Consider the following 23,644-nt stretch of genomic DNA (forward strand, 5'->3'; position numbering starts at 1 on the left):
CGCCCATGACTGTTCTGCTCAATCGCATCAAGGCGCGGATGACCATCCACGCTCACCGGCGGACCCGACGCCTCCTCGACGGCGACTACTCCTCGGTCTTCCACGGTCACAGCCTCGACTTCGACGACCTGCGCGACTACATCCCCGGCGATGAGATCCGCGACATCGACTGGAAGGCCACGGCCCGCCACACCGAACCGCTGGTCAAACGCTATGTCGCCCACCGTCGGCACATCCTCGGCCTCGTCGTCGACACCTCCCGGAACTTCGACGCAGTGACCTCCGCCGGCACCGACAAGCGTCACCTGGCGATCCTCATGGCCGGCATGGTCGGCTACCTCGCCGTGCGGCACGGGGACGATGTCATGCTCATCCACGGCGGCGCCGACCGCACCACCGCCTCGCCCAAGAAGGGCAGCGAAGCCCACCTCGAACACCTGCTGCAGCAGATCCTCGCCGAATCCGGGACCGACTCCCCCGGGGCGATCAGCACGCAGCTGCAGTGGATCACCAGCCATATCAGTCACCGGATGCTGCTCGTCGTCATCTCCGATCAGGCACCGTTGGGTCCCGAGGAGGAAGCGACGATCCGTCGGCTGCGTGCCCAGCACGAGGTCCTGTGGATCACGGTCACCGACGCGGACCTCGCGGGCCTTCCGGCCGCCTCGGCGCCGTTCGACGTCGCCCGGCCCGATCACGGGCTGCCCACCTCGGTGATGCGGAAGCCGCAGGTGAGACAGGAATTCGCCCTCGCCGAGGCGGCCCGCCGCCAACAGCGCAGCGACCTCCTCGCGAAGCTGGGCATCGCCCACACCGAGATCGACCACCCGAAGTCGGCCCTCGGCCGACTCCACACCCTTCTGCTGAGGCATCGCCGTGGGCCCCGCTGAACTCGTCGGACCGCTGCAGATCTCACCCGCGTGGTATGTCGCGGCGACGCTCGTGCTCCTCATCGTGCTCGGCAACTACTTCGCCCCGCTCTTCCGGCTCGCGGCCGGCGCCACGGGCGCATCCGGCCCGCGGGTCCCGATCCCCGTGCGCAGCACCTACCTCTCACGCATCGCCGCAGTCGAGACCGGGCTGAACACGGAGCGCCCGGACGTCCGCGATGCGGCCAGGCAGCTGGCGAAGATCGTCCGCGAATTCGCTCACGACGCCTGGGGTGTCAAGGCCGAGCATCTGACCTACCGGGATGCCGCAGTCGCCGGTCTCGACGACCTCGCCGCCTGCCTGCTCGGTCTCTACGAAGCGGAGTTCGCGAAGACCGAACCGGCCGGCCTGGATGCACAGATCGCCGATGCCAGGAAGCTGGTGGCTCGATGGTCCTGATGTTCTGGTGGCTGGCCCTCATCCTGCTCGTTCTCGCGGTCGTCGCCGTGTACTGCTTGCGCCGCCCCAAGGCCACCGCCTCGTCGTTGGCCGTGGCACACAGCGGTCGGATGACGAACCTGCCGAGTTTCCGGCGAGCGATGCGCACCCGCCTGACCATGACGGTCGCGTCCCTCGGCGTCATCGCCCTCACCGGTGTCTCTGCGCTGGCCGGAATCGCCCGACCGGCGTGGATCGAGACGGTCAATCCGGAGAAGAAGATGCGCGACGTCATGCTCTGCCTCGACGTGTCCGGATCCATGCTCGGCTACGATGCCGACCTGCTCGAGGCGTATCAGGAACTCGTCGACCGCTTCGACGGCGAACGCATCGGCATGACCGTCTTCAATGCCACAGCCGTCTCCGCGTTCCCACTCACCGACGACTACGACATGGTGGAGAACTTCCTCGCCGAGGCCGAGGACGGGTTCCGCACATGGGGGTCGGAAGGCACCGACTATTCGTGGTCGACCTCCCCACCGAACATCGGCGGCTCCTCGCTCATCGGCGACGGACTGGTCAGCTGCGTCGACAACTTCGACCGCAAGGACGAGGATCGTTCCCGCTCGGTCATCTTCGCCACCGACAATATGCTCGCCGGCGATCCCCTGTTCGAGCTCAATGAAGCCGCCGATATCGCCGTCGAGGCCAAGGTGCGCGTCTACAGCCTTTCCCCGCCGTCGATCCTCACGACCACACAGACGAAGGAGCTGCGTTCCGTGTCCGATCGCACCGGCGGCAAGCAGTTCGACATGGGGTCGGCGTCGACCATCGACCGCATCGTCGAGGAGATCCAGAGCCAGGAGGCCGAGAACACTCCCGGCCGTTCGTACACGGTCGTCCATGACATGCCGGCGATCCCGCTCGGTCTCGCCGTCTTCGGCCTCGCCGGAGTCTTCGTGCTCGCGTGGAGGACTCGCTCATGATCTTCGACCCCGCGTTCTCCTGGTTCGGGTGGGGCTTCATCGTCCTCGCCCTCCTCACCGTGTGCCTCATCCCCGCCATCCGCGGCGATGGCCCACGGTGGAAATGGTTCGCCCGCATGGGCACCGTTGCGGTCCTCGCCGTCGCTCTGGCCCGCCCGGGCATCCCGATCAAATCGTCGACCGAGGAATACGAGGCGCGGGCCGACGTCTACTTCGTCGTCGACACGACGACGTCGATGGCCGCCGAAGACTTCGCCGGTGACGGGACTCGCCTGTCAGGGGTGAAGAAGGACATGCTCGCCCTGGCCGATCAGTTCCCCGGCACCCGGCTGTCCATCATCACCTTCGCCTCGACCGCAGCGACCGTGATGCCGCTGACGACCGACCATGCGGCGTTCGCCTCCGCCGTCGATGTCCTCACCCCGGAGGCCTCTCAGAACTCGAAGGGCTCATCCATCACCGAGGCGGGTGAGGAACTCGAGAAGCGGATAAGCGCGAACGACGAGGACCGTCCCGAGAACAAGAACGTCGTGTTCTACTTCGGCGACGGCGAACAGACGACCACGCAGAGCCCCGACTCCTGGTCATCATTCGCCTCCCGCATCGACAGCGGAGCCGTCTTCGGCTACGGCACCTCAGCCGGTGGGAAGATGCGCGAATCCCAACCCTTCGGCTACGGATCGGGCATCGGCGACCCCGGTGGCACCGATGACGAACCCGGTCTCGGCAGTGACGACGACTCCCCGGACGAAGGTGGGGCCGGCGATTACGTGCGCGACCGCAACGGCAACCCCGGCATCTCGAAGATCGATGAGTCGAACCTCAAGCGCATCGCCTCTGACCTCGGCGTCGACTACCACCACCGTGACGGCAAGGGGGCGATCTCCAGCATCTACACGGCCCCGAAGTACGACCAGGCGCTGGTGAAGAAGGACGGCCGCGTCACCGTCGACGAATACTTCTGGATCCCCCTCATCCTCGTGTTCGCTTGGATCGCCGTGGAGTTCGTCTTCGGCTTCCGGGAATATCTCCGGCTCAAAGCGATCACTCCACGCCGGCCTCGCCGAGGCGGCCCGCCCGGTCCCGGAGGCGTGCCCCACCAGCCCGGCCCAGGACAGTCAGGAGCCCCGCGATGAACCGCTTGGTGACCCTGTGGTCGCGGTTGCGCCGGATCACGAAGATCAACCTCATCCTCGGCACCGTCTTCGCCCTGGTCTTCGGCTATGTCGCGATGGCCACGTACTTCGGCACCGCCTCCCAGGTCCGCTACACCTCGAATGACTTCCCCGGGGCGAAGAAGGCCGCGACCGCGTTCCTGCGCGTCAGCCCGATCCAACGCCACATCGGCTACTACAACCGAGGCACCGCCGAGGCGGCCGTCGGCGACTTCGACGCGGCGCAGACCGACCTCGAGTCCGCCCTGGAGATCGCTCCGACCTCCGCCGAATGCGCCGTGCGGATCAACCTTTCCTACGTCTACGAGAAGCAGGCCGATCAGATCGCCTCGCAGGACCCCGACCAATCACAGGAGCTCTACGACCGGTCGCTGAAGACGCTCGAGGAGGCCCCTGAGGAATGCCAGCCGGACAAGAGCGAAGAGAAGCAGAAGAACAAGCAGGCCAAGGAACGCGTCGAGGACAAGAAGAAGAGCGAAAAGGCCAAGGAAGACGGCACCGACGACGATTCGCAGGATCAGGACTCACAGGACGAGGACTCGAAAGACAAACCCGAGGACGGCTCCTCATCCGAGGACGACGATGAACAGGACGAGAAGGAGCCCGACGACTCCGAAGGCAGATCAGAGCGCGAGAAGAAGCGAGAGGAGCTGGAGAAGCGCGGTGAGGATTCCGACCGTCAGCAGCGCCAGCAGGGCCCCGGAGGCAACGGCGGACGCTCGACACCGGAAAAGCCGTGGTGAGTCGCGACCCCGTCACACCGGTTCGTCGCTGACCGGCGAGGACCGTTCGCTTCGCCGGCCGACGCCTGTGACATCATGAATCCATGAACGCCGCAGACTCGACCCCCACTGCCTCAACGACACCTCGCCTCCGGGCCGTGCTGGAGACCTTCCCGCCCTATATCCCGGGCAAGCCTCCCCGCGAAGTCACCGGGTTGCAGCCGTTCAAACTCTCCTCCAACGAGAACTTCCTCGCTCCGCTGCCCGAGGTCCTCGACGCCATGGTCTCCCACGCGAAGGATCCCGCTCACTACCCCGACGACGCGGCGGTGGCACTGCGTGAGGGCCTGGCCGATCGCCTCGGCGTCGGACTCGACGAACTCGTCGTCACCACCGGTGCCTCCGAACTCCTCGTCGCTCTGACCCAGATCACGTCGGATGCGAACACCGAGGCGATCTATCCGTGGCCGTCGTTCGAGATGTACCCGCAGACGACCGGGCTCGCCGGTTCGGTCCGCCGCGAAGTGCCGCTGAGCGCCGACGGCCGCCACGACCTCGACGCGATGGCCGAAGCGATCACCGATCGCACCGGCCTCATCATCCTCTGCTCACCGAACAACCCGACGGGTCCGGTGCTGCGCGATGCCGAAGTCCGCGCGTTCCTCGATCGGGTGCCCGCACATGTCCTCGTCGCCCTCGACGAAGCCTATTGGGAGTTCGCCACCGTCCCCGACCGGGTGCGCGGCCTCGACCTCGTCAGGGACTATCCGAACCTCGTGCTGCTGCGCACCTTCTCCAAGGCCCATGGTCTGGCGGGGCTGCGCGTCGGCTACGCCGTGGCACACCCGCCGGTCATCGAGGGTCTGCGCAAAGCCGTCATCCCCTTCGGCGTGACCGACATGAGTCAGGCCGGCGCTCTCGAATCGCTGCGCCACTGGGACGCCGTGCTCGACCGAGCGGCGCAGATCGCCGATACTCGCGACGCCTTCGCCGACGCCCTGCGCGAGCAGGGGTGGGAGGTGCCCGAAGCGCAGGCGAATTATGTGTGGCTGCCGCTGGGCGAGAAGTCCGCGGCCTTCGAAGACGCCTGCGTCGAACAGGCCGTGGCGGTGCGCAACCTCGACGCCGGCGTGCGCATCAGCATCGGCGAAGACGAAGCGCTGGCCCGCGTTCTCGAGATCGCCGAGAGATTCCGCGCCGAACACTTCGCTGAGGTTCGCTCAGAGTCTGCTGAGGTTGGCCCAGAGTCTGTGTAGCCGACCACCGTGCGCACCGGTTCGGGCCACGGCAGCAGCGGTTGTCAGAGTTCGGCGAGTTCAAGCGCGATCGATACCGCCTGGACGGTCTCGGCGCGGGAGAGGTCGCGACCCAGCAGCTTCTCGACCTTCGCCATCCGGGCCCGAACCGTGTGCCGGTGGATTCCGAGTTCTGAGGCAACGGCCTCCTTCGCCCCGGCCGCAGCGATATAGGCTCGCAGCGTCTCCAGCAGCTCCTGCCCGCCCCGCGCCCGGATGAGTTCACCGAGCACCCGATCGACGAAACGGTCCGCGGCTTCTTCATCGACCGCCGACAGCAGTGCCTTGACTTCGGAGGCCTCGGCTTCGTGCTGAGTCCTCCACAGCATCCATGCGTGGTGGATCTGCCCCACAGGGATCCGCTTCTCTGCCAGAGGTTCGAGCCCGGCCACCTCGGCGGCCTTCGTCACGAGGTCGCTGAGCCCCAGGTCTCCGGCACCCGCGACCCCGAGGAGGGAACCCGCGCGGGTGAGCAGGGAGGCACCGACGATATCGGCGATGAGATGCTCAGCCGTGTCACCGCGAACCCCGCCGAAGAACCTCACGTCCATCGTCGCCACCGGCGCCGCACCCGTGACTCGCGTCCATTCGGCGCGCTTCTCCTCGGCACTCAACTCCGACTCGAACAGCCGTGAGTACCCGGTGAGGACCGGCAGGTCGCTCAACGTCATCGCCAACAGAGCAGCGGCGGTCGACAGCAGCAGGGCACGTGTCTTCGGAGAACCGGCCGCCTCGGCGGGGGTGAGGATCCATCCGAGAGGATGATCGCTGCCCAAGGGCACGGCCTCGATGATCCGCGAACCGGTGCGGATCAGACGAGGGCTCAGCGTCGGAGTGAGGTACTCCTCGATGAGCGCCGCACGCACATCGTCTTCCGCATCCTCACCGGTCAGAGCCCTGCCCGTCGGCGAGACGAAACGCACCTCAGCGTCCAGGGTCTCGGCCAGGTCGGTCACCAGCGCGGCGGAACCCTGATGCGCCAGGGCATTGGCGAACCGACGGGCGGCGCTGCTCGCTCGGGTCAGCTCCCGGTTGGTCTCGGCTTCGCGCATACGGGTGAAGGCGTCGACGACGGCGACGAAGGGCACCGGCTCGGGCACGCCGAAGACGGCCAGGCCGACCGCCTCGGCGTGGGCGATGAGCGAGTCCGGCACCTCCTGCCACGGCAGATCGGAGCCGAGCCCGATGCCCAAGGCGTGCACCCCGACGGTCTTGAGCCGACGCACATAGTCCACGACCGTGTCCGCCCCGAGATCCTGACCGACGCCGATCGTCAGCAGAACCTCTCCCCCGGCCAGCCATTCATCGACTTCGGGAAGCTCCGAGGAGTGGACGATCGTGACGTCCTGCACGGCAGCGGTCGGCGAATCGACGATGACGTCGAGGGCGAGTTCACTGCGCGACCACAGCTGTTCCAAGGTGACCATGCCTTCGATTCTATCCGCATTGGACAGGACCGATTTCAAACGCTCCGTCGTGGATATCGGTGTTGCCTGGGCCACGTCCTAGGCTGAGGACAATGCATCCGACCCTCCCGGGTCGAATCCGCCCCACGACGAAGGAGAAGCCAGTGACGTCTCAACCGCTCGGCCCCGCCGACTACAGCAAGACACCCCGGTACGCCGGTCCCCCGACCTTCGGACTGCTGCCGCGCATCGACGAGGTCGAAGCGGCACGCCCGGGCGAGAAGATCGACGTCAAGGTCATCGGCATCCCCTTCGACGCCGGTGTCAGCTACCGTCCCGGTGCCCGCTTCGGCCCCGCACACATCCGTCAGTCCTCGAAGCTGCTGCGCCCCTACAACCAGGCCACGAACGTTCATCCCTTCACCTGGCAGCAGGTCGCCGACTGCGGTGACCTCGGCGTCAACCCCTTCGACATCGAAGAGGCCATCACCACGGTCGAGGCCAATGCCGACCAGATGCGCGCCGACGGAGCCAAACTGCTCACCCTCGGCGGTGACCACACCCTGGCCCTGCCCAACCTGCGCTCCCTGCACAAGACGCACGGGAAGATCGCCGTCCTCCACTTCGATGCCCACCTCGACACCTGGGACACGTACTTCGGTGCCCCCTATACGCACGGCACCCCATTCCGTCGTGCCAGCGAAGAGGGCCTGCTCGACCTCGAGTCCTGCATGCACATCGGCATCCGCGGACCCCTCTACGGGAAGAAGGACCTCGAGGACGACGAAGTGCTCGGCTTCCAGATCATCCGCAGCGACGAGTACCAGTTCACCTCCGTCCAGGACGTCGTCGCTCGGATGCGCAAGCGCCTCGGTGATGCCCCCGTCTACCTCTCCGTCGACATCGACGTCCTCGATCCGGCCGCCGCACCGGGCACCGGCACCCCCGAGGCCGGAGGCATGACGAGCCGGGAGCTGCTCAACTCGATCCGCGGACTCCAGGGACTCAACGTCGTCGGCGCCGAGGTCGTCGAAGTCGCTCCCGCCTACGATCATGCCGAGATCACGGGCCTGGCCGCCGCCCACGTCGGCTACGAAGTGCTGTCGCTGTGGGCGGCAGAGAACAACGGCATCGCCGAGCCCACGGGACCCGCCGGCGAAGCGCTCGGACAGTGACGATGGACCAGGGGCAGAACTTCCGCAACGGCGGTCGCGCAGTGGTCGCGACACTGGCCGCCCATGGTGTCGATACGATCTTCGGCATCCCCGGCACCCACAATCTCGAGTTCTACCGGCACCTGCCGGAGTTCGGGATCCGCGCCGTGACACCCCGCCACGAGCAGGGAGCCGGCTACGGTGCCGACGGGTACTTCCTCGTCTCGGGCAAACCCGGGGTCATCATCACGACCTCGGGTCCTGGCCTGACGAACGTCGTCACGGCGGCGGCGACCGCCTACGCCGAATCCCGCCCGATGCTCATCCTCTCCCCCGGTGTGCCCACCGGGTTCGAACGCGCCGATGTCGGGATGCTCCATGAGACGAAAGACTCGTCGGGGGCGCTCAACCGCCTGCTCGTGTCCTCCCAACGCACCCGCACGGCCGAGGGCGCAGCGCAGGCCGTCGCCGAGGCGTTCGCCATGTTCGACTCCGCCCGGCCCGGTCCCGTCCACATCGAGGTTCCCCTCGATGTGCTCGAGGGCGCGTGGAACGGCCACGTGCCGGTGCCCTTCTCCGGTCACCGTCCTGGACTCGATGAGCATGTCGTCGCCCGCGCCGCCGAGGCGATCCGTGCCTCCCAGCGTCCGCTCGTCATCGCCGGTGGCGGAGCCAGGCGCGCCCACGCTCAGGTGCGTGCCTTCGTCGAAGCCCTCGACGCTCCGGTGGCGACGACGGCCAACGGCAAGGGCATCCTGCCGGAGGAGCATCCGCTCTCACTCGGGTCGAACGTCCGCTTCCCCAGTGTGCAGGCCGAATCCGCTGCCGCCGATGTCCTCATTGTGTTCGGCTCGGAATTGGCCGACTCCGACCTGTGGGGCGGAGCCATCGGCGCTCAGACCACGATCGGCGTCCGTGATGAAGCGGCTGATCAGACCGTCATCCGCTGCGATATCGACCCCGACCAGCTCAACAAGAACCTGCCCGGAGACATCCTCGCCTGCGCGGATGCCTCGGAGTTCCTCACCGCGCTCCTGACCGCGCTCGGACACGGGGAGGCTGCGGCCACCTCGGCGAGGGAATCCGGCGCCGACCGAGTCTCCCGGATCCGGGAGAGCTGGGGTGCCGATTTCGACTTCGCCTCGATCGGGGCTCGGGTCACCCGCCTCGTCGAGGAGGGTGCGGGTCCGGGCGTCGTCATCGCCGGCGACTCCTCGCAGGTCACCTATGACGGGACGGTGCACGCGCTGACCGCGCGCACCCCTGACCAGCTGCTCTACATGCCGGGATTCGCCACCCTCGGGTACGGGATCCCTGCCGCGATCGGCGCGAAACTCGCCGATCGCACGCGTCCGGTCACCTGCATCCTCGGCGATGGCGCGGCGATGTTCTCGATCCAGGAGTTCATGACCGCGGCCGAGCTGGGCCTGGGCATCCCCTTCGTCATCGTCGACAACGGCGGGTACGCGGAGATCGAGGGACAGATGGTCGAGCGGGACATGGAACCGTTCGCCGTCCGCCTCGCCCGCCCCGACTTCGCCAAGCTCGGCGAATCCATGGGCGGAGCCGGAGTGAAGCTGGCCGAATCGGTCATCGACGAACAGCTTCCGACCGCCGTCGCCGAGGCGATCGAGCGCGATCTGCCCACCGTCATCCACATCACCGTCGGCTGCTGAGCCGGCCACCATCGAAGGAGTCACAGTGGACTCATTGGTCGTCATCATCTATCTCGCCGCCATGGTGGGATTCGGCGTCTGGGGCCGTTTCAAGGCGAAGAACCAGGACGATTTCCTCGTCGCCGGCCGTCGCCTCGGCGGTTGGCTGTACACGGGAACCATGTCCGCGGTCGTCCTCGGCGGCGCCTCGACGATCGGCGGCGTGGGCCTGGGCTACACGTCCGGATTGTCGGGAATGTGGCTGGTCTTCAGCATCGGACTGGGCATCATCGTCCTCTCCCTGCTGTTCGCGCCACGGATTCAGAAACTGGAGATCTACACGGTCTCCCAGATGCTCGAACTGCGCTACGGGAAGGGTTCGCGACTGGTCTCCGGCGCGATCATGACCGCCTATGGGCTGATGATCTCGACGACGTCGACGGTCGCCTATGCGACGGTCTTCCACGCCCTGTTCGACCTCAACAAGTTCTGGTCGGTGCTCATCGGCGGCGGCATCGTCATCCTCTACTCGATGCTCGGCGGCATGTGGTCGATCACCTTGACCGACTTCGTCCAGTTCTTCATCCAGACCATCGGCATCTTCCTCATCATGCTGCCGATCGTGCTGAGCAAGTCGGGCGGAATCGGTGAGCTGTTCTCCAGTCTGCCCGCCTCGCACACCTCACCGGTGGGCATCGGTTGGCAGGCGATCATCGGCTACATCCTCATCTACACCCTCGGTCTGCTGATCGGACAGGACATCTGGCAGCGCGTGTTCACCGCGCGCAGCCCGGGTGTGGCGCGGTGGGGTGGATTCTCCGCCGGCGTCTACTGCCTGCTCTACGCTCTGGCCGGGGCGCTGGTCGGCATGGCGGCAACGAAGATCGTGCCCGGCATCGAGGTCCAGGACGATGTCTTCGTCGCCGTCGTCGATGCCGCGATGTCGCCGCTGATGGGCGGGTTCGTCCTCGCCGCAGCACTGGCGGCGATGATGTCGACGGCATCGGGCTCCCTCATGGCCGCCTCCACCGTGTGCCGTCAGGACATCGTCGAACCGCTGCTGGCCAAGCGGGACGTCGACCCCGATTCGGGGATCGCGAAGACCCTGGTGCGCGAGACCGGGGACGAGATCCGCGATTCGCGCTTCTACCTCATCGGCCTCGGCGTCGTCACCCTCGTGCTCGCGATGATCATGCCCAGCGTCGTCGAAGCGCTGACGGTGGCCTACAACCTCCTGGTGGCGGGCCTGTTCATCCCGATCCTCGGCGGGCTCGTGTTCAAGCGCGGCACGATCGTCGGAGTCATGGCGGGCATGATCCTCGGTGCGCTGACCACCATAGTCATCATGATCACGATGGGCATCTACGCCAACGAGGCGATCTACCTCGGGCTCATCGCCTCGCTCATCGGCTACCTCGTCGGCTCGTTCGCCTCGAAGCCGACTTCGCCGGAGATCATGACGGCATGGAGGGAGCGCATCAACCGCTGAGGGCGCTCGCGCCCCGGGCGCCCTCGGCGCCCCAAGCGCCCCAGGGCCCCAGGGACCAAGCGCCGAGACACGCACGCAGCGCCGAAAAACGCCGGTGTGCATGTGTGTCTCGGCGCTCCGTGCGTTTTTCGACGTCGCGGTGCCGGCGGACTTGGACGACCAGCCGGTTGTCGCCTATATTCGAGAAGTCAGGCCGGTTTCACCGTCGGATCCGGTTGATGCCGACAGCCGGTGCTCGAAAAAGGAGCACGAAGCCGCGAAGAACCGCGTGTGAGACATATATGGATCGTTCTTCCATATCTCATCCGCGAAAGGTCTTCCATGGCTCATACCTCGGCGCATGTCGCCACCACTCTCACTCAGCACATCGATGAGGTCTTCGGACTCATGGGCAACGGCAATGCCTATTTCCTCGATGCCCTCCTCACCTCCACCTCGGCGCATTACACCGCTGTCCGCCACGAGGCCGGCGCGGTCGTCGCCGCCGATGCGCATTTCCGCACCTCCGGTCGGATAGCGGCGGCCACGACGACCTACGGCGCCGGGTTCACGAACACGCTCACGGCCCTGGCCGAGGCGGCGCAGGCGAAGGTGCCGCTCGTCCTCGTCGTCGGTGATGAGCCGACCTCCGGGCCGCGCCCATGGGACGTCGACCAGGTCGCCATGGCCTCAGCGGTGGGTGTGCGCACCTACACCGTCGGCCGAGTCGATGCTGCGGCGGCGACCGTCACCGCGATCGAGCATGCTCTGACCTACCGGGTTCCCGTCGTCCTCGCGATCCCCTATGACGTGGCGACTCTCGACATCGGCGATATCCCCTCGGTCCCCGGGCCCGGTCGGGCTGCCGCCCTGGCGCCGACGAGCGAGTTCGCGCAGCTGTCCCTCGATCGTCTTGCCGCCGAACTCGCCGAGGCGAAACGCCCGGTCCTCCTCGCCGGTAGAGGCGCCTGGTTGGCTGGGGCTGAAGACGCACTCGGTGCGCTGGCCGCTGCCACGGGGGCACTGACGACGACCACGGCCTTGGGGCGCAACCTGTTCCCGGATGCCGAGTTCGACCTCGGCGTGGCTGGAGGATTCGGTGCCCCGGCGGCGATGGAGAGAATCCGCGAGGCCGATGTCGCCGTGGTCTTCGGAGCCTCACTCAACCAGTTCACCATGCGCTTCGGTGAGCTGTTCGCCCCGTCCACCGCCGTGTGGCAGATCGACACGGACGATCGTGCGACGAATTCCCGCGTCAGCGGTTTCATCCGCAGCGATGCGAAGCTGGCCGCAGCTGAACTCGTGTCGCGAGTGGAGGCCCGCGGTGCCGTCGCTGCGGGGTGGAGGACGGAGGTCGACACGACCGCTGACCGCGTCTACGACGCCGGCACGGAATTCGCCGAGGATGGTCGGCTCGATCCTCGCGCCGCCGCCGCTCGTTTGGGAGAGCTGCTGCCCGAGGACCGGGTCATCGTCTCCGACGGTGGTCATTTCCTCGGCTGGGCGAACATGTTCTGGGAGCCCAGCGCGCCCGATCGTCTGGCCATGGTCGGGACCGCATTCCAATCGATCGGCTTAGGCTGGCACAGCGTCGCCGGTGCCGCCCGCGCGAACCCGGAGTCGACGGTCGTGCTGGCCACCGGCGATGGCGGTGGCGCCATGGCCCTGTCGGATCTCGATACGGCGGTTCGCTCAGCGGGAGGCCGCGGACTGGCTGTGGTCTTCAACGATGCCGCCTATGGTGCCGAGGTCAACCTCTATGGGCTCAAGGGGCTCGAGAAGTCCCCGATGCTCATCGACGAGATCGATTTTGCGGCACTGGCGACAGCCGCTGGTGGCCACGGCGTCGAGGTTCGGTCGCTGGCCGATCTCGACGTCATCGACGATTGGAAGACGGCCCCGGTCGAAGAGAGGAAGTTCCTCGTCCTCGACCTGCGGATCTCCGGAGCCGTCATCGCTCCCTATCAGGAAGAGGTCATCCGCGTGAACTCGTGAGCTCGGCTCGAGCTTCCGGCAGACCCCCATGTGACGGTCCGCCACAGCTTCTCCAGCGGGCCTTGGCCGAAGCGACGCAGCCACAGGCTTGAGATCACGACCTGCAGAGCGAGGATTCCCAGGCAGACGACCAGGCCTGCAACATAGCCTCCTTGGGAGTCGAAGCGGCTCAGCTCGGGCAGGAACGTGCGGACGGCGATGATGAGGATTGTGGCTCCGACATAGTTGCTCAGTGCCATCCGACCCAGCGGGGAGAGCACTCGGTGCAGCACCACCTCGGCGGGGGTCCGCAGGAGCAGCAGGACGACGACGATATAGGTCAGTGCCATGGCGATCCCCAGGCCGGCGTTGATCCACTGGTTGGCCTGACGGGTCACGTAGTCCGTGACCGCGAACCCGATGATCGAGATGACCACTGCACCGGCTCCCACGAGAGCCAGGCGGCCGGGGTGGCGGAGGACCGAATGGAGGAATCCGCTCCAGCCGATCGCGAAGCCGAGGAGGAAGAGCCCGGGGATCAGTGCGGGGCCTCCCCCGGTGAGGATGCCGACGGCCAAGAGAATGCCGCCGAGGACCGAAGTGATCGGTGCGAGCACTCGGACGGGAATCCACGTCGAGGGCAGGAGGACGACGATTCCGGCGAGGGCGTAGGGCAGCAGGGCCTCCCCCGGCTGCAGGAACTGATGGAGGAGTCCGATGACTGCGAGGAAGAGGAAACGGCGGAGCAGCGCCAGCCGAGGCCGCGGACTGCGTTCGGAGGCGGTCAGCCACATCAGCCCGAACCCGATTCCGAAGAGGAAGGAGAAGATCGGGAAGAAGCGGTTCTGCACGAAGTCCTCGTAGAACCGGTAGAAGCCCAGCGGGTCACCGTGGGCGTCGATGGCGCCCAATTGGAGCATGGGCGGCAGGTTGACCAGGAGGATGCCGCAGAGGGCGAAGCCGCGGATGACGTCGAGGGCGACGATTCGGCGGCGGGTTGCCGGGCGGGCTGATCGTGTCAGTTGTGTGTTCATGACATCCATCGTCGGTGTTCGGCGGTGTCTGTGGCATCGGCCGTGGGGCCGAAAGTCAGTCTCAGGGGTCAGCCATTCGGCCGATTCATCACTCCCGATTCCCACATCCGTGCCGCGATCTCGACCCGGTTGCGCGCCTCGAGGCGATTCTGGATGCTGCCGAGGTGGGTCTTGACGGTGCCGAGCGAGATATAGAGTTCTTGACAGATCTCCTGATTGGTCCGCCCGTCGGCGACGAGCTTCGCCACTTCGATCTCGCGCCCGCTCAGTCTCTCGACGGCATGGGTCTGTCGGGTCGGAGTCGAGCGGCGCCGCTTGAGCAGGTCGAGGGTGAGCGAAGGAGAGATGAGCGCGTCGCCGTTCGCCGCAGCCCTGACGCCGGCGATGAGGAGGTCGGCTCCGGCGTCCTTGAGCAGGAATCCGCTGGCGCCTCCGTCCAGTGCGGCATCGACGTAGTCATCATCGTCGAACGTGGTGACCATGATGACCTTCGAGTACGGAGTGATCTTCGGCAGGGCCGCGAGCCCATCGAGTCGCGGCATGCGGATGTCGAGGAGGACGACATCGGGCGTCTCGCGTCGGGCGAGGTCGATCGCCTCGGCACCGTCGGCGGCCTGCCCGATCACGCTGATCGTCTCCTCGGCGTCGAGGATGAGGGAGAACCCCATCCGCACCATCTCCTGGTCGTCGACCACGGCGACTGTGATCATCCATCGTCTCCCTTCGTCGTCAGCGGCAGCCGGGTGCGGACCATCCATCCGCCCTCGTGGACTCCGGCATCGATCGACCCGCCGAGGTGGCTCACCCGGGTGCGCAGACTGCTCAGTCCCGTGCCGCTGCCGGCACCGATTCCGCCGGAGCCCGGACCGTTGGCCACGGTCATCTGCAGTGTCTTCGGCGCCTCGTCGCTCATCGTGAGGCTCACGGTCACCGGGGCGTCGGGGCCGGCATGTCGGCGCACATTGGTCAGGGATTCGACGAGCACACGGTCGAGCACCGGCCATACAGCCTCGTCGTCGATCTCACCGGTATCGATCGAGATCTGTGCTCGTTGCCCGTAAGCCTCGACGCGGTCGCGCAGCGCCTGCGGCCCCTCGGCGATCGGAGTCCGCGATGCCGCCTCGGTGCGCGTTTCGGAGACGAGCCGTCGGATCTCCTCGAGGGCACGGGTGCCGGAGGCCTCGATCTTCTGCAGTGCTGTGGAGGTCAGCTGCGCATTGTCGCTGCGCCCGGCGGCCTGGGCGAGAACGACGATCCCGGTCACCTCGTGGGCGATGACATCGTGGAGTTCGGTGGCGATGCGACGGCGTTCCGCCTCGGCGGCGGTGGCCTTTCGTTCGACCAGCGACCGGTCGGTGAAGCGCAGCATCAGGCCGATCGAGATCGCGACGATGATGACGGTGGTGAAGGCGAGGCCGAAGAGCAGACCATCGGGCAGCAGACTGGGGACGATGATGTTCGCGACGGCGAGGACCGCGATGAGGGCGATCGAGCCCGACCCCGATCCGAGACGACCGAGCATCGTCAAGGTGACGAGGCTCAGCCACAGCACCGTCAGGCTCATCGATGCGGCGATGGCCACGAGGCCGAGAGCGACGAACAGTCCGAGGACGGCTGCCCCTAGTATGCGCCAAGATGTCCTGCCCAGTTGGATGCGGATGAGGATGGGCAGGACCGCCGCCACTGGGAGCACGGCACCTGCGATCAGCGGCCACCCCGTGCTGGTGAGCAGATCGATCCCGAATGCCAGGGGCACCGGGATCAGCCACAGCCATGCGATGAGTCGTCTCATTGGCTCCCAGTTTAGTCTGATAGGCACAGACTCAGCGGCAGCTGCTCGAAGCGTACTCGAGTTCGACGACGACTCCGTCATCGGTGGCGGAGACGTTCCTGACCGATGCTGACTGCGACAGACTGACTTCTCCGGCCTCGCGGCCATCGGCGAACATCCGAACAGCGGCGGCATCGCTCTCGGCAGAGAACGTCACCGTCGTACCGCCGATTGTGGCCGAGTCCGAGAACGAACCGTCGGAGTTCTTGATCGGAGTGGCCTCGGAGGGGTAGTCGAAGGTGATGAAGCGGGTGAGGCGGTCGGCCTCCCCGTCGACGAGGCGGTGGACGAGGAGCTGATCCTTGTTCGTGCCGGTCGCCGGAGTCGTGTCGACATAGGTGAGGTCGGCCCGATCCTGTGCGGCGTAGATGAGGTAGGGCCGACCGTGGACCTCGATCGATGTGGGCTCGACACCGCAGTCATCGAGGTAGGCGGTGACCTGGGATTCGAGTTCGGCCTTGGCACGGAATTCCGCGACGACTGCGACGCCGATGACCCCGGCGATGAGGGAGCAGGTGACGACGAGAGCGATGATGGCCTTCTTCATGAGGTGTCCTTCCGGATGTCAATGGCTTTGCACCATCGATACTTCCGGAACGGGGACTCGGCAACCTCGGCCGAATGGCCGGTCATGCTCGGCCGAACGGTCAGAAACACGGTCAGGCGAATCGCGAGAGGCAACCGATAACGGCAATGCCCGCGAGAGTCGCACCATGGGGGCTGCGAACGCAGAAGCGCCCAGGAACCGTAACGGCTCCTGGGCGCTCAATAGTGGAGATGGCGGGAATCGAACCCGCGTCCGTCGGCAGATTGTCAGGACTTCTCCGGGCGCAGTTCGTGAAGTAGTTTCTTAGGTTCTGGCCCTGGCACGAACACATGGACCAACGAACGGAGTTGAGTAAGAGTCCCTCAGATACCCTCAACGAATATCTGAAGCAGTGGCTTCCTAAGCGACGCCAGGATCTAGAGCGGAAGCAACTCTAGGCTGACGGATTCGCAGCTCGGCCTTATCAGGCAGCGAGGGCGAAATCGGTGCGGTTGTTAGACTTAGCACCTATTGTTTTGCAGAGGACATTAACGAGATGACTCTGCATTCTCGGCCCGCTTCTCCCGACGCAGTGTCCAACGTCGAAACCGATCATCCCCATATTCTGTTACCAAACCTGACCAGCTCATTCTCCCGCCGAGGCGGTCGCTGGCGTTGGTCAGGAACACCAGCTTACTCGTACAACACACACCGGGCCAATTGCATTCCCGAGCTTCTCCGACCAACGGTAGGGCCGCCTCGGTGATGGGATCGGTGGAGATGGCGGGGATCGAACCCGCCGGCTCAATCCCGCTCAGTCTTTACAGGAACTGCTTGGCCTTCATCGCACGCTCGGCTTCGCGCTTGTCCTGGGCCTCACGCAGAGCCTGACGCTTGTCCCACTCCCGCTTGCCCTTGGCCAGAGCGATCTCGACCTTGACCCGTGACCCGTCGAAGTAGAGCTCGAGCGGAACCAGGGTGCGACCGGATTCCTTGACCTTCTGCGAGAGCTTGAGGATCTCCTCGCGGTGGAGCAGCAGCTTCCGGCGGCGCCTCGCCGAATGGTTCGTCCACGTCCCGTTGGTGTACTCGGGAATGTAGACACCTTCGAGCCAGGCTTCATTCTGGAAGATGAGCGCGAACCCGTCGGTCAGCGATGCCCGGCCTTCGCGCAGCGACTTCACCTCGGTGCCGGTGAGCACGAGACCGGCCTCCCACGTGTGTTCGATGTGATAGTCGTGGCGTGCCTTGCGGTTCCTCGCAATGACTTTCTTGCCTGTCTCCTTCGGCATGACCGGCCTCCTCTCTGCTTCTGCGCCTCTGTGTGCGCATTCGCACACAGCCGTCCATTCTATCTCATCGGCAGTCGCGTCTCACACACCGAACGGCGACCGTGAAAGCCCCCTGCCCCTCCGCAATTACTACCCGACGGGCGCCCAGCAACGTGGCGCCACGTTGCTGCGCCGCCGTCGGGTAGCAGTTGGGTCAGAAGATGTAGGGTTTGGGATCGACGTAGCCGCCGTTCTTCATGATCTCGAAGTGCAGGTGGCAACCGGTCGAGGCGCCGGTCGTCCCCGAGTACGAGATGACCTGCCCCTTCTTGACCTTCTGCCCGTCGTGGACCTTGAGCTTCGTGTTGTGGTTATACGTCGACGCGATCGAATTGCCCTTGATCTTGCCGTGGGAGATGACGACGCGGTTGCCGTAGCCGCCGGTCCAGCCTGAGGTGACGACGATGCCGTCGCCGGCCGCACGGATCGGGGTCCCGCACGGCACGCCGAAGTCCATGCCGGTGTGCAGCTTCTTCGCCCCTGTGATCGGGTGGATGCGGTAACCGAACGGAGAGGTCGTCGGGTATCCCTTGGCCGGGTTGGCCAAGACGCCGTCACCGAAGACGAATTTGCCCTTCTTCTCCTGCTCCTTCTCCCAGTCGCGGACCTTCTTCGCCAAGCGGTCCTGCTCGGCCTTCTCATCGGCCAGCTGCTTCTCGGTCTTGTCCTTGTTGTCGGAGATCGTCTTCTCCGCGTCGTCCTTCGCCGAGATCAGGTCGTTGAGGCTGTCAGCCTTCTTCTTCGCATCGATCTGCGCGGCCTCTTTGGCCAGCACCGCCTCGGCGGCTTCGTCCTTGAGGTCGGAGATCTTCTCGGTCACGCCCGACAGGCGCTCCTCGTTGTTCTTGTTCAGCGCCCGCTGTTCGGAGAGCTTGTCGATCGTGCGCTGCTGGGACCGCACCGCCGAATCCACGCGACCGATTCCGCCGTCGGCGCTCGTACCCTCCGCCATCTGCAGCAGCATCGCCAGATCCGAGGTGATGCCCGAGTTCTGGTAGGCCTGACGCCCGATCCGTGCGGCCGAGGTCTTGTGCTTGTCGATCTCCTCGGTGCCCGATCTGATCGAGTCCTTGAGGTCCTTCTGGGCGTTCTCGGCCGAGGTCAGGCGCGCCGCCATGTCCTCGTCCTTCTCGATCGCCTCGGCCAGCGCATCGTCGGCGGCCTTCGATTCCGCCTCGGCGTCGGGCAGCTTCTCCTCCGCGGCATCGCGTTCGGCGATGACCCGGGCGAGATCCTTGTCGAGACCCTCGAACTCCTGCTGGAGCTCCTTGACCCGCTCGTCGACCTGGCTCTTGTCGTCGCGCGGATCGGCCACCGCCGAGGTGACCGGTAGGACCAGCGCAAGCGCGGCCGCGGTGAGGACGAGTCCGAGTCTGCGTCTCATCTCAGACCTTCGTGTACTTGTTCAGGGTGATCAGCGAAGATGCACCGGCCATGAGCACGCCGATGATGATGAGCACGGGAGCGATGAGGAGGACGTCCCACCCGGAGATGAGACTGAACCCGGTCGCCTGCCCCTGCAGCCAACCGCTGACACCGAAGTGGACGAGGAGGCCCAGGGCGCCGGCGGACAGGCTCGCGCCGATCGCCGAGGCGATGACGCCCTCGAGCAGGAACGGCAGCTGGATGAATGTGTTCGACGCACCGACGAGCCGCATGATTCCCGTCTCCCGCCGCCGCGAGAACGCGGAGAGTCGGATGGTCGTGGCGATGAGGAGCATCGCGCAGATGAGCATGATTCCCGCGATGGCCACGGCGACGATGGTCGCGACATTGAGCACCCCGAACAGCCGGTCGAGCAGCTGATTCTGGTCGACGACCTCCTCAACTCCCGGGGTCGAGGAGAACGTCTCCTTGATGATGTCGTACTTCTCGGCGTCCTTGAGTTTGACCCGGAAGGACTCGCTCATCTCGTCCTCGGGCACGGTTCCTTCGAGGCTCGTGCCCTTGAACTGCTCTTGGAAGTGGTCGTAGGCCTCGGACTTGCCCTCGAAGTAGACCTTGTCGACATAGGGGGCGAGTTCGGAGCTTTCGAGTTCGGCCCGGATCTGATCCTTCTGATCGCCGGTGACTTCACCGTCGACGCAGTTCGTCGCCTCCGAATCCGGCGGGCACAGAAACACGGAGACCTGCACGCGGTCGTACCAGAAATCCTTCATCTGCCCGACCTGCATCTGCAGCAGGATCGCGGCGCCGACGAAGAGCAGGGACACGAAGGTCACGAGGACGACCGAGAGCACCATGGAGAAGTTCCTCCGCAGGCCCGACCACACCTCGGAGAGGATGAAACCGGCCCTCATGAGGCGACTCCGTAGGTGCCCTCTTCGACGTCACGGACGATCGTGCCTTCGCGCAGTTCGATCACGCGTCTGCGCATCCGGTTGACGATCTCGCCGTCATGGGTGGCCATGAGCACGGTCGTGCCGTTGCGGTTGATCTTCTCGAGCACGTTCATGATGTCGGCACTCGTCGTCGGGTCGAGGTTGCCGGTGGGCTCGTCGGCGAGCAGGATTCCCGGTTTGTTGACCACGGCGCGGGCGATCGCCACACGCTGCTGCTCACCGCCGGAGAGTTCGCTGGGATACCGCTTCTCCTTGCCGGCCAGGCCCACGGTCTCGAGCACGTCGGGCACGAGCGTCGACATGGCCGCACGGGACTTCCCGATCACTTGGAGGGCGAAGGCGACGTTGGCGAAGACGGTCTTGTTCGGCAGCAGACGGAAGTCCTGGAACACGGTTCCGATCCCCCGCCGCAGGTAGGGCACCTTCCAGCTGGGCATCTTCACAACGGATTTTCCAGCGATGTGGATGCGTCCGGTCGTGGGCACCTCTTCTCGCAGGATGAGCCGGATGACCGTCGATTTTCCCGAACCGGATGCGCCGACGAGGAACACGAACTCCCCACGGTCAGCTTCGAACGAGATCTCGTCGAGTGCCTTGCGGGAGCGTGAGTCGTAAGACTTCGAAACGGAGTCGAATCTGATCAAGTTCGTCTTCAATCATGTCGCGGGTGGCTCGGCCGGTTCCACTGTACGTAACAGTTCCGTGATGTTCGGGGAGGCGGCCGGGCGTGTGTTGCGATCCGAATGAAGTTCACAGTCACCGCGATGAGACGGCCGACCTCGCCGAGGAGGCTGACCGTCAGAAGGTCAGGCGTCGGCCTCTTCGGCCATCTCCTGTTCCTTGCGCCAGCGGATGCCGGCTTCGATGAGTCCGTCGAGGTCGCCGTCGAAGACCGCCGAGGGGTTGTTGACCTCGTACCCGGTGCGCAGATCCTTGACCATCTGGTACGGGTGCGTGACGTAGGAGCGCATCTGGTCGCCCCAGCTGGCCTTGATGTCGCCGGCGAGCTCCTTCTTCTGCGCGGCCTCTTCCTGGCGCTTGCGCTCGAGAAGACGCGACTGGAGGACGCGCATCGCGGCCTCACGGTTCTGGATCTGGGACTTCTCGTTCTGCATGCTCACGACCACACCGGTGGGAACGTGGGTGATGCGCACGGCGGAGTCCGTCGTGTTCACCGACTGACCGCCCGGGCCCGAGGACCGGTAGACGTCGATGCGCAGGTCGTTCTCGTCGATGTCGATATGGTCGGTCGACTCGATGAGCGGGACCACTTCGACAGCGGCGAACGAGGTCTGGCGTCGGCCCTGGTTGTCGAAGGGGCTGATGCGCACGAGACGGTGGGTGCCGGCTTCGACGGACAGGGTGCCGTAGGCGTAGGGGGCGTTGATCTGGATCGTCGCCGACTTGATGCCTGCGCCCTCAGCATAGGAGGTGTCGAGTTCCTGGACGTTGTAGCCGCGGTTCTCCGCCCACCTCACGTACATCCGCGTGAGCGTCTGCGCCCAATCGGTGGCATCGTCGCCGCCGGCGCCCGAGCGCACGGTCACCACAGCGGAACGTTCGTCGTATTCGTGGTTGAGCAGCGTCGAGATCTCGAGTTCGGCCAGCTGATCGTGGAGCTTCTTGATGTCACGGTCGGCCTCTGCAAGGGAGTCCGCGTCGCCTTCGTCCTGGGACATCTCGACGAGCAGTTCGGCGTCGTCGATGCGCTCACCGAACTTCTCGAGCTTCTCCAGGGTGCCCTGCCTGTGGGAGAGCTTGGCCGAGGTCTTCTGCGCCGAGTCCGGGTCGTCCCAGAAAGTCGGCGAAGACGCCTCCTCCGTGAGCTCAGAGACCTCGTCACGCAGATTCTCCAGGTCGGACACGTCGAGAATCGCTTTGTACGTCTGGCGGAGGTTGGCGATTTCAGAAGGGTAATCAGTGGTGGCCATAATGACTCGATTCTAAAGCATGCCCGTGCCTCGCCCTCAATCGAGGGATGCGCGCCGAGGTGGGGCCACCTCGGCGCGCATCCGACGAATCCCCCGGCTCACCGGGGATGAGCCCGCCCGCGCGGGGACGGGCCCGACCCGGGCAGAACACCTGCCCGAGACAGGCCGGACACCGGCCCGCCTCAGGCGGGAACGAGTTCGGGAACCGTGGCCCAGGTGTCGGGGCCGAAGACCTCGAAGTGGATGTTGTCCTCGGGCACGTCGAGGTCGTCGAGTCCGCGGCGCACAGCGCGCATGAACGGGGGCGGGCCGCACAGGTAGACCTGTGCGTCGGCGGGCACGCTCACCTCGGTGAGGTCGATGAACCCTTCGTGGACGGTTTCGGTCGTCGTCCGGGCACCCAGCTGTTCGTACCAGTGATGCATCCGGGCCCCGGGCAGCTGACCGACCAGCTGCGCCATCTCCTGCCGGTGGGCGTGAGTGGCCATGGACTGGTCGGCGTGGAGGACCGTGACCTCACGCTGGGACTCCTTGGACACGAGGTCGTTGAGGGCACCGAGGATCGGGGTGCAGCCGATGCCGGCGGAGACGAGCAGCAGCGGGGCCTCGGCCTCTTCGACGACGAGGTCGCCGTACGGCAGGGAGCAGCGCAGCCCGTCGCCTTCGAAGACGTTGCCGTGGATGAAGTTCGAGACCTCGCCTGCGGGGATGCCGGCCTCGGTGCGGCCGGGTTCGGCCTTGATCGTCACGGTCCAGGACACCCGCGAGGTCGCCCGGGTGAGGCTGTACTGCCGGATCTGGCGGGCGCCGTCGGGCAGCTGCACCTGGACGGAGATGTATTGTCCGGGACGGGCCTGCGGCAGGACCTCCCCATCGGGGCGGGCGAGGACGAGGCTGACGGTCTGCGGGGACTCCTGGCGACGGCGGACGACGACGAGTTCGGACCAGACTTCGCCCGGGTCCACCTCGTGCCGGGCGTAGAGATCGCGCTCGGCGGCGATGAGAGTGTTCGCCATGTCCCAGTAGACCTCGGTCCAGGCGTCGACGACCTCGGGGGTGGCCGCCTCGCCGAGGACCTCACCGATGGCGGCGAAGAGGTGCTCGTAGACGATCGGGTACTGGTCTTCGGTGATACCCAGGGAGGCGTGTTTGTTCGCGATCCGGCTCATCATCGCATCGATGTTCGGGGCATCCTCGGACACGAGCAGACTGGCATAGGCCGCGATCGCCCCTGCCAGGGCCTTCTGCTGCTCACCCTGGGCCTGGTTGCCGCGGTTGAACAGGTCGCGCAGCAGGTCAGGACGGGCGGTGAACATCCGGTCGTAGAAGATCGGGGTGATGTCACCGATCGCGGATCCGATGACGGGCAGGGTGTCCCTGACGATGGCGAGAGCGGGTTGGGAGATCACTTCAGCTCCTTTTGCGGCGCCCGTGCGCCGCGCAGCGGGAACGGCCTTTCCAGGTCGCTGTTCTTCTTGCAGTTTCGACCGTACTTCCGCGCGTAGA

Annotated in this window: 21 protein-coding genes and 1 other RNA gene; 10 read left to right on the plus strand and 12 right to left on the minus strand. The window is 65.8% G+C overall.

Annotated features, from left to right (window positions below):
* Window positions 1–5 precede the first annotated feature (5 nt).
* From EB836_RS13975 to EB836_RS14000, 6 genes are all read left to right on the plus strand, one after another.
* Entirely contained in the window at window positions 6–890 is an 885-nt protein-coding gene (locus tag EB836_RS13975; RefSeq protein WP_135541445.1) for a DUF58 domain-containing protein, read from the plus strand.
* Window positions 877–1,329, plus strand: coding sequence for a hypothetical protein (locus tag EB836_RS13980; protein ID WP_135541447.1), 453 nt, complete (start codon window positions 877–879; stop codon window positions 1,327–1,329). Before EB836_RS13975 ends, EB836_RS13980 begins: the two co-directional genes overlap by 14 nt.
* Window positions 1,320–2,294: a VWA domain-containing protein gene (locus tag EB836_RS13985; RefSeq protein WP_135541449.1), complete on the plus strand. Its 975-nt coding sequence runs from the start codon at window positions 1,320–1,322 to the stop codon at window positions 2,292–2,294. Before EB836_RS13980 ends, EB836_RS13985 begins: the two co-directional genes overlap by 10 nt.
* On the plus strand, window positions 2,291–3,430 hold the full coding sequence (locus tag EB836_RS13990; protein ID WP_135541451.1) for a VWA domain-containing protein: 1,140 nt from the start codon (window positions 2,291–2,293) through the stop codon (window positions 3,428–3,430). The genes EB836_RS13985 and EB836_RS13990 overlap by 4 nt, the downstream gene beginning before the upstream one ends.
* Window positions 3,427–4,212: a tetratricopeptide repeat protein gene (locus EB836_RS13995; RefSeq protein WP_135541453.1), complete on the plus strand. Its 786-nt coding sequence runs from the start codon at window positions 3,427–3,429 to the stop codon at window positions 4,210–4,212. The genes EB836_RS13990 and EB836_RS13995 overlap by 4 nt, the downstream gene beginning before the upstream one ends.
* A gap of 83 nt (window positions 4,213–4,295) precedes the next feature.
* A complete protein-coding gene (locus EB836_RS14000; RefSeq protein ID WP_135541455.1) occupies window positions 4,296–5,447 on the plus strand; it encodes a histidinol-phosphate transaminase in 1,152 nt (383 codons plus the stop codon).
* A 44-nt stretch (window positions 5,448–5,491) separates the two neighbouring features.
* On the opposite strand, the gene EB836_RS14005 is transcribed toward EB836_RS14000, so the two are convergent.
* On the minus strand, window positions 5,492–6,913 hold the full coding sequence (locus tag EB836_RS14005; RefSeq protein ID WP_135541457.1) for a PucR family transcriptional regulator: 1,422 nt from the start codon (window positions 6,911–6,913) through the stop codon (window positions 5,492–5,494).
* 143 nt (window positions 6,914–7,056) lie between these two features.
* Between EB836_RS14005 and speB the strand changes: the two genes are divergently transcribed.
* From speB to EB836_RS14025, 4 genes are all read left to right on the plus strand, one after another.
* Window positions 7,057–8,067, plus strand: coding sequence for an agmatinase (gene speB / locus EB836_RS14010; RefSeq protein ID WP_135541459.1), 1,011 nt, complete (start codon window positions 7,057–7,059; stop codon window positions 8,065–8,067).
* Between the two features lie 2 nt (window positions 8,068–8,069).
* Window positions 8,070–9,722: a thiamine pyrophosphate-binding protein gene (locus EB836_RS14015; RefSeq protein WP_135541555.1), complete on the plus strand. Its 1,653-nt coding sequence runs from the start codon at window positions 8,070–8,072 to the stop codon at window positions 9,720–9,722.
* A gap of 25 nt (window positions 9,723–9,747) precedes the next feature.
* Window positions 9,748–11,190 (plus strand): sodium:solute symporter, encoded by a 1,443-nt coding sequence (locus tag EB836_RS14020; RefSeq protein WP_135541461.1) that lies wholly within the window; start codon window positions 9,748–9,750, stop codon window positions 11,188–11,190.
* A 321-nt stretch (window positions 11,191–11,511) separates the two neighbouring features.
* On the plus strand, window positions 11,512–13,164 hold the full coding sequence (locus tag EB836_RS14025; protein ID WP_135541463.1) for a thiamine pyrophosphate-binding protein: 1,653 nt from the start codon (window positions 11,512–11,514) through the stop codon (window positions 13,162–13,164).
* Here EB836_RS14025 and EB836_RS14030 read toward each other — a convergent pair.
* The 11 genes from EB836_RS14030 to EB836_RS14075 form a co-directional block, all read right to left on the minus strand.
* Window positions 13,134–14,177: a DUF418 domain-containing protein gene (locus EB836_RS14030; RefSeq protein WP_135541465.1), complete on the minus strand. Its 1,044-nt coding sequence runs from the start codon at window positions 14,175–14,177 to the stop codon at window positions 13,134–13,136. The genes EB836_RS14025 and EB836_RS14030 overlap by 31 nt on opposite strands.
* A gap of 68 nt (window positions 14,178–14,245) precedes the next feature.
* Window positions 14,246–14,887, minus strand: a complete 642-nt coding sequence (locus tag EB836_RS14035; RefSeq protein WP_135541467.1) for a response regulator transcription factor — start codon at window positions 14,885–14,887, stop codon at window positions 14,246–14,248.
* Window positions 14,884–15,969 (minus strand): histidine kinase, encoded by a 1,086-nt coding sequence (locus EB836_RS14040; protein WP_167854463.1) that lies wholly within the window; start codon window positions 15,967–15,969, stop codon window positions 14,884–14,886. Before EB836_RS14040 ends, EB836_RS14035 begins: the two co-directional genes overlap by 4 nt.
* Window positions 15,970–16,000: 31 nt before the next feature.
* On the minus strand, window positions 16,001–16,555 hold the full coding sequence (locus tag EB836_RS18215) for a hypothetical protein (RefSeq protein WP_167854464.1): 555 nt from the start codon (window positions 16,553–16,555) through the stop codon (window positions 16,001–16,003).
* Between the two features lie 222 nt (window positions 16,556–16,777).
* Window positions 16,778–17,154: a transfer-messenger RNA gene (gene ssrA, locus EB836_RS14045) on the minus strand.
* A 201-nt stretch (window positions 17,155–17,355) separates the two neighbouring features.
* The gene (gene smpB / locus EB836_RS14050; RefSeq protein ID WP_135541470.1) at window positions 17,356–17,826 is read right to left on the minus strand and encodes an SsrA-binding protein SmpB; all 471 of its coding nucleotides are present in this window, start codon (window positions 17,824–17,826) and stop codon (window positions 17,356–17,358) included.
* 193 nt (window positions 17,827–18,019) lie between these two features.
* Entirely contained in the window at window positions 18,020–19,249 is a 1,230-nt protein-coding gene (locus EB836_RS14055; RefSeq protein ID WP_135541472.1) for a M23 family metallopeptidase, read from the minus strand.
* Window position 19,250: 1 nt separating this feature from the next.
* A complete protein-coding gene (ftsX, locus tag EB836_RS14060) occupies window positions 19,251–20,165 on the minus strand; it encodes a permease-like cell division protein FtsX (RefSeq protein WP_135541474.1) in 915 nt (304 codons plus the stop codon).
* Entirely contained in the window at window positions 20,162–20,851 is a 690-nt protein-coding gene (ftsE, locus tag EB836_RS14065; RefSeq protein ID WP_135541476.1) for a cell division ATP-binding protein FtsE, read from the minus strand. Before ftsE ends, ftsX begins: the two co-directional genes overlap by 4 nt.
* 162 nt (window positions 20,852–21,013) lie before the next feature.
* Window positions 21,014–22,138, minus strand: coding sequence for a peptide chain release factor 2 (gene prfB / locus EB836_RS14070; protein WP_135541478.1), 1,125 nt, complete (start codon window positions 22,136–22,138; stop codon window positions 21,014–21,016).
* Window positions 22,139–22,320: 182 nt separating this feature from the next.
* Window positions 22,321–23,547 (minus strand): globin domain-containing protein, encoded by a 1,227-nt coding sequence (locus tag EB836_RS14075; protein WP_135541480.1) that lies wholly within the window; start codon window positions 23,545–23,547, stop codon window positions 22,321–22,323.
* Between the last annotated feature and the right edge of the window lie 97 nt (window positions 23,548–23,644).

This window comes from Brevibacterium sp. S111 (assembly GCF_004745075.1).
GTDB lineage: Bacteria > Actinomycetota > Actinomycetes > Actinomycetales > Brevibacteriaceae > Brevibacterium.

Bases quoted from the DNA above. Each gene is read 5' to 3' on its own strand.
- EB836_RS14005 (WP_135541457.1), bottom strand. From the start codon at position 6,913: ATGGTCACCTTGGAACAGCTGTGGTCGCGCAGTGAACTCGCCCTCGAC.
- EB836_RS13995 (WP_135541453.1), top strand. From the start codon at position 3,427: ATGAACCGCTTGGTGACCCTGTGGTCGCGGTTGCGCCGGATCACGAAG.
- EB836_RS14035 (WP_135541467.1), bottom strand. From the start codon at position 14,887: ATGATCACAGTCGCCGTGGTCGACGACCAGGAGATGGTGCGGATGGGG.
- EB836_RS14040 (WP_167854463.1), bottom strand. From the start codon at position 15,969: ATGAGACGACTCATCGCATGGCTGTGGCTGATCCCGGTGCCCCTGGCA.
- EB836_RS13985 (WP_135541449.1), top strand. From the start codon at position 1,320: ATGGTCCTGATGTTCTGGTGGCTGGCCCTCATCCTGCTCGTTCTCGCG.
- ftsX (WP_135541474.1), bottom strand. From the start codon at position 20,165: ATGAGGGCCGGTTTCATCCTCTCCGAGGTGTGGTCGGGCCTGCGGAGG.
- smpB (WP_135541470.1), bottom strand. From the start codon at position 17,826: ATGCCGAAGGAGACAGGCAAGAAAGTCATTGCGAGGAACCGCAAGGCA.
- EB836_RS14055 (WP_135541472.1), bottom strand. From the start codon at position 19,249: ATGAGACGCAGACTCGGACTCGTCCTCACCGCGGCCGCGCTTGCGCTG.
- EB836_RS13975 (WP_135541445.1), top strand. From the start codon at position 6: ATGACTGTTCTGCTCAATCGCATCAAGGCGCGGATGACCATCCACGCT.
- prfB (WP_135541478.1), bottom strand. From the start codon at position 22,138: ATGGCCACCACTGATTACCCTTCTGAAATCGCCAACCTCCGCCAGACG.
- EB836_RS14030 (WP_135541465.1), bottom strand. From the start codon at position 14,177: ATGAACACACAACTGACACGATCAGCCCGCCCGGCAACCCGCCGCCGA.
- EB836_RS14000 (WP_135541455.1), top strand. From the start codon at position 4,296: ATGAACGCCGCAGACTCGACCCCCACTGCCTCAACGACACCTCGCCTC.
- EB836_RS18215 (WP_167854464.1), bottom strand. From the start codon at position 16,555: ATGAAGAAGGCCATCATCGCTCTCGTCGTCACCTGCTCCCTCATCGCC.
- EB836_RS14025 (WP_135541463.1), top strand. From the start codon at position 11,512: ATGGCTCATACCTCGGCGCATGTCGCCACCACTCTCACTCAGCACATC.
- EB836_RS14015 (WP_135541555.1), top strand. From the start codon at position 8,070: ATGGACCAGGGGCAGAACTTCCGCAACGGCGGTCGCGCAGTGGTCGCG.
- EB836_RS13990 (WP_135541451.1), top strand. From the start codon at position 2,291: ATGATCTTCGACCCCGCGTTCTCCTGGTTCGGGTGGGGCTTCATCGTC.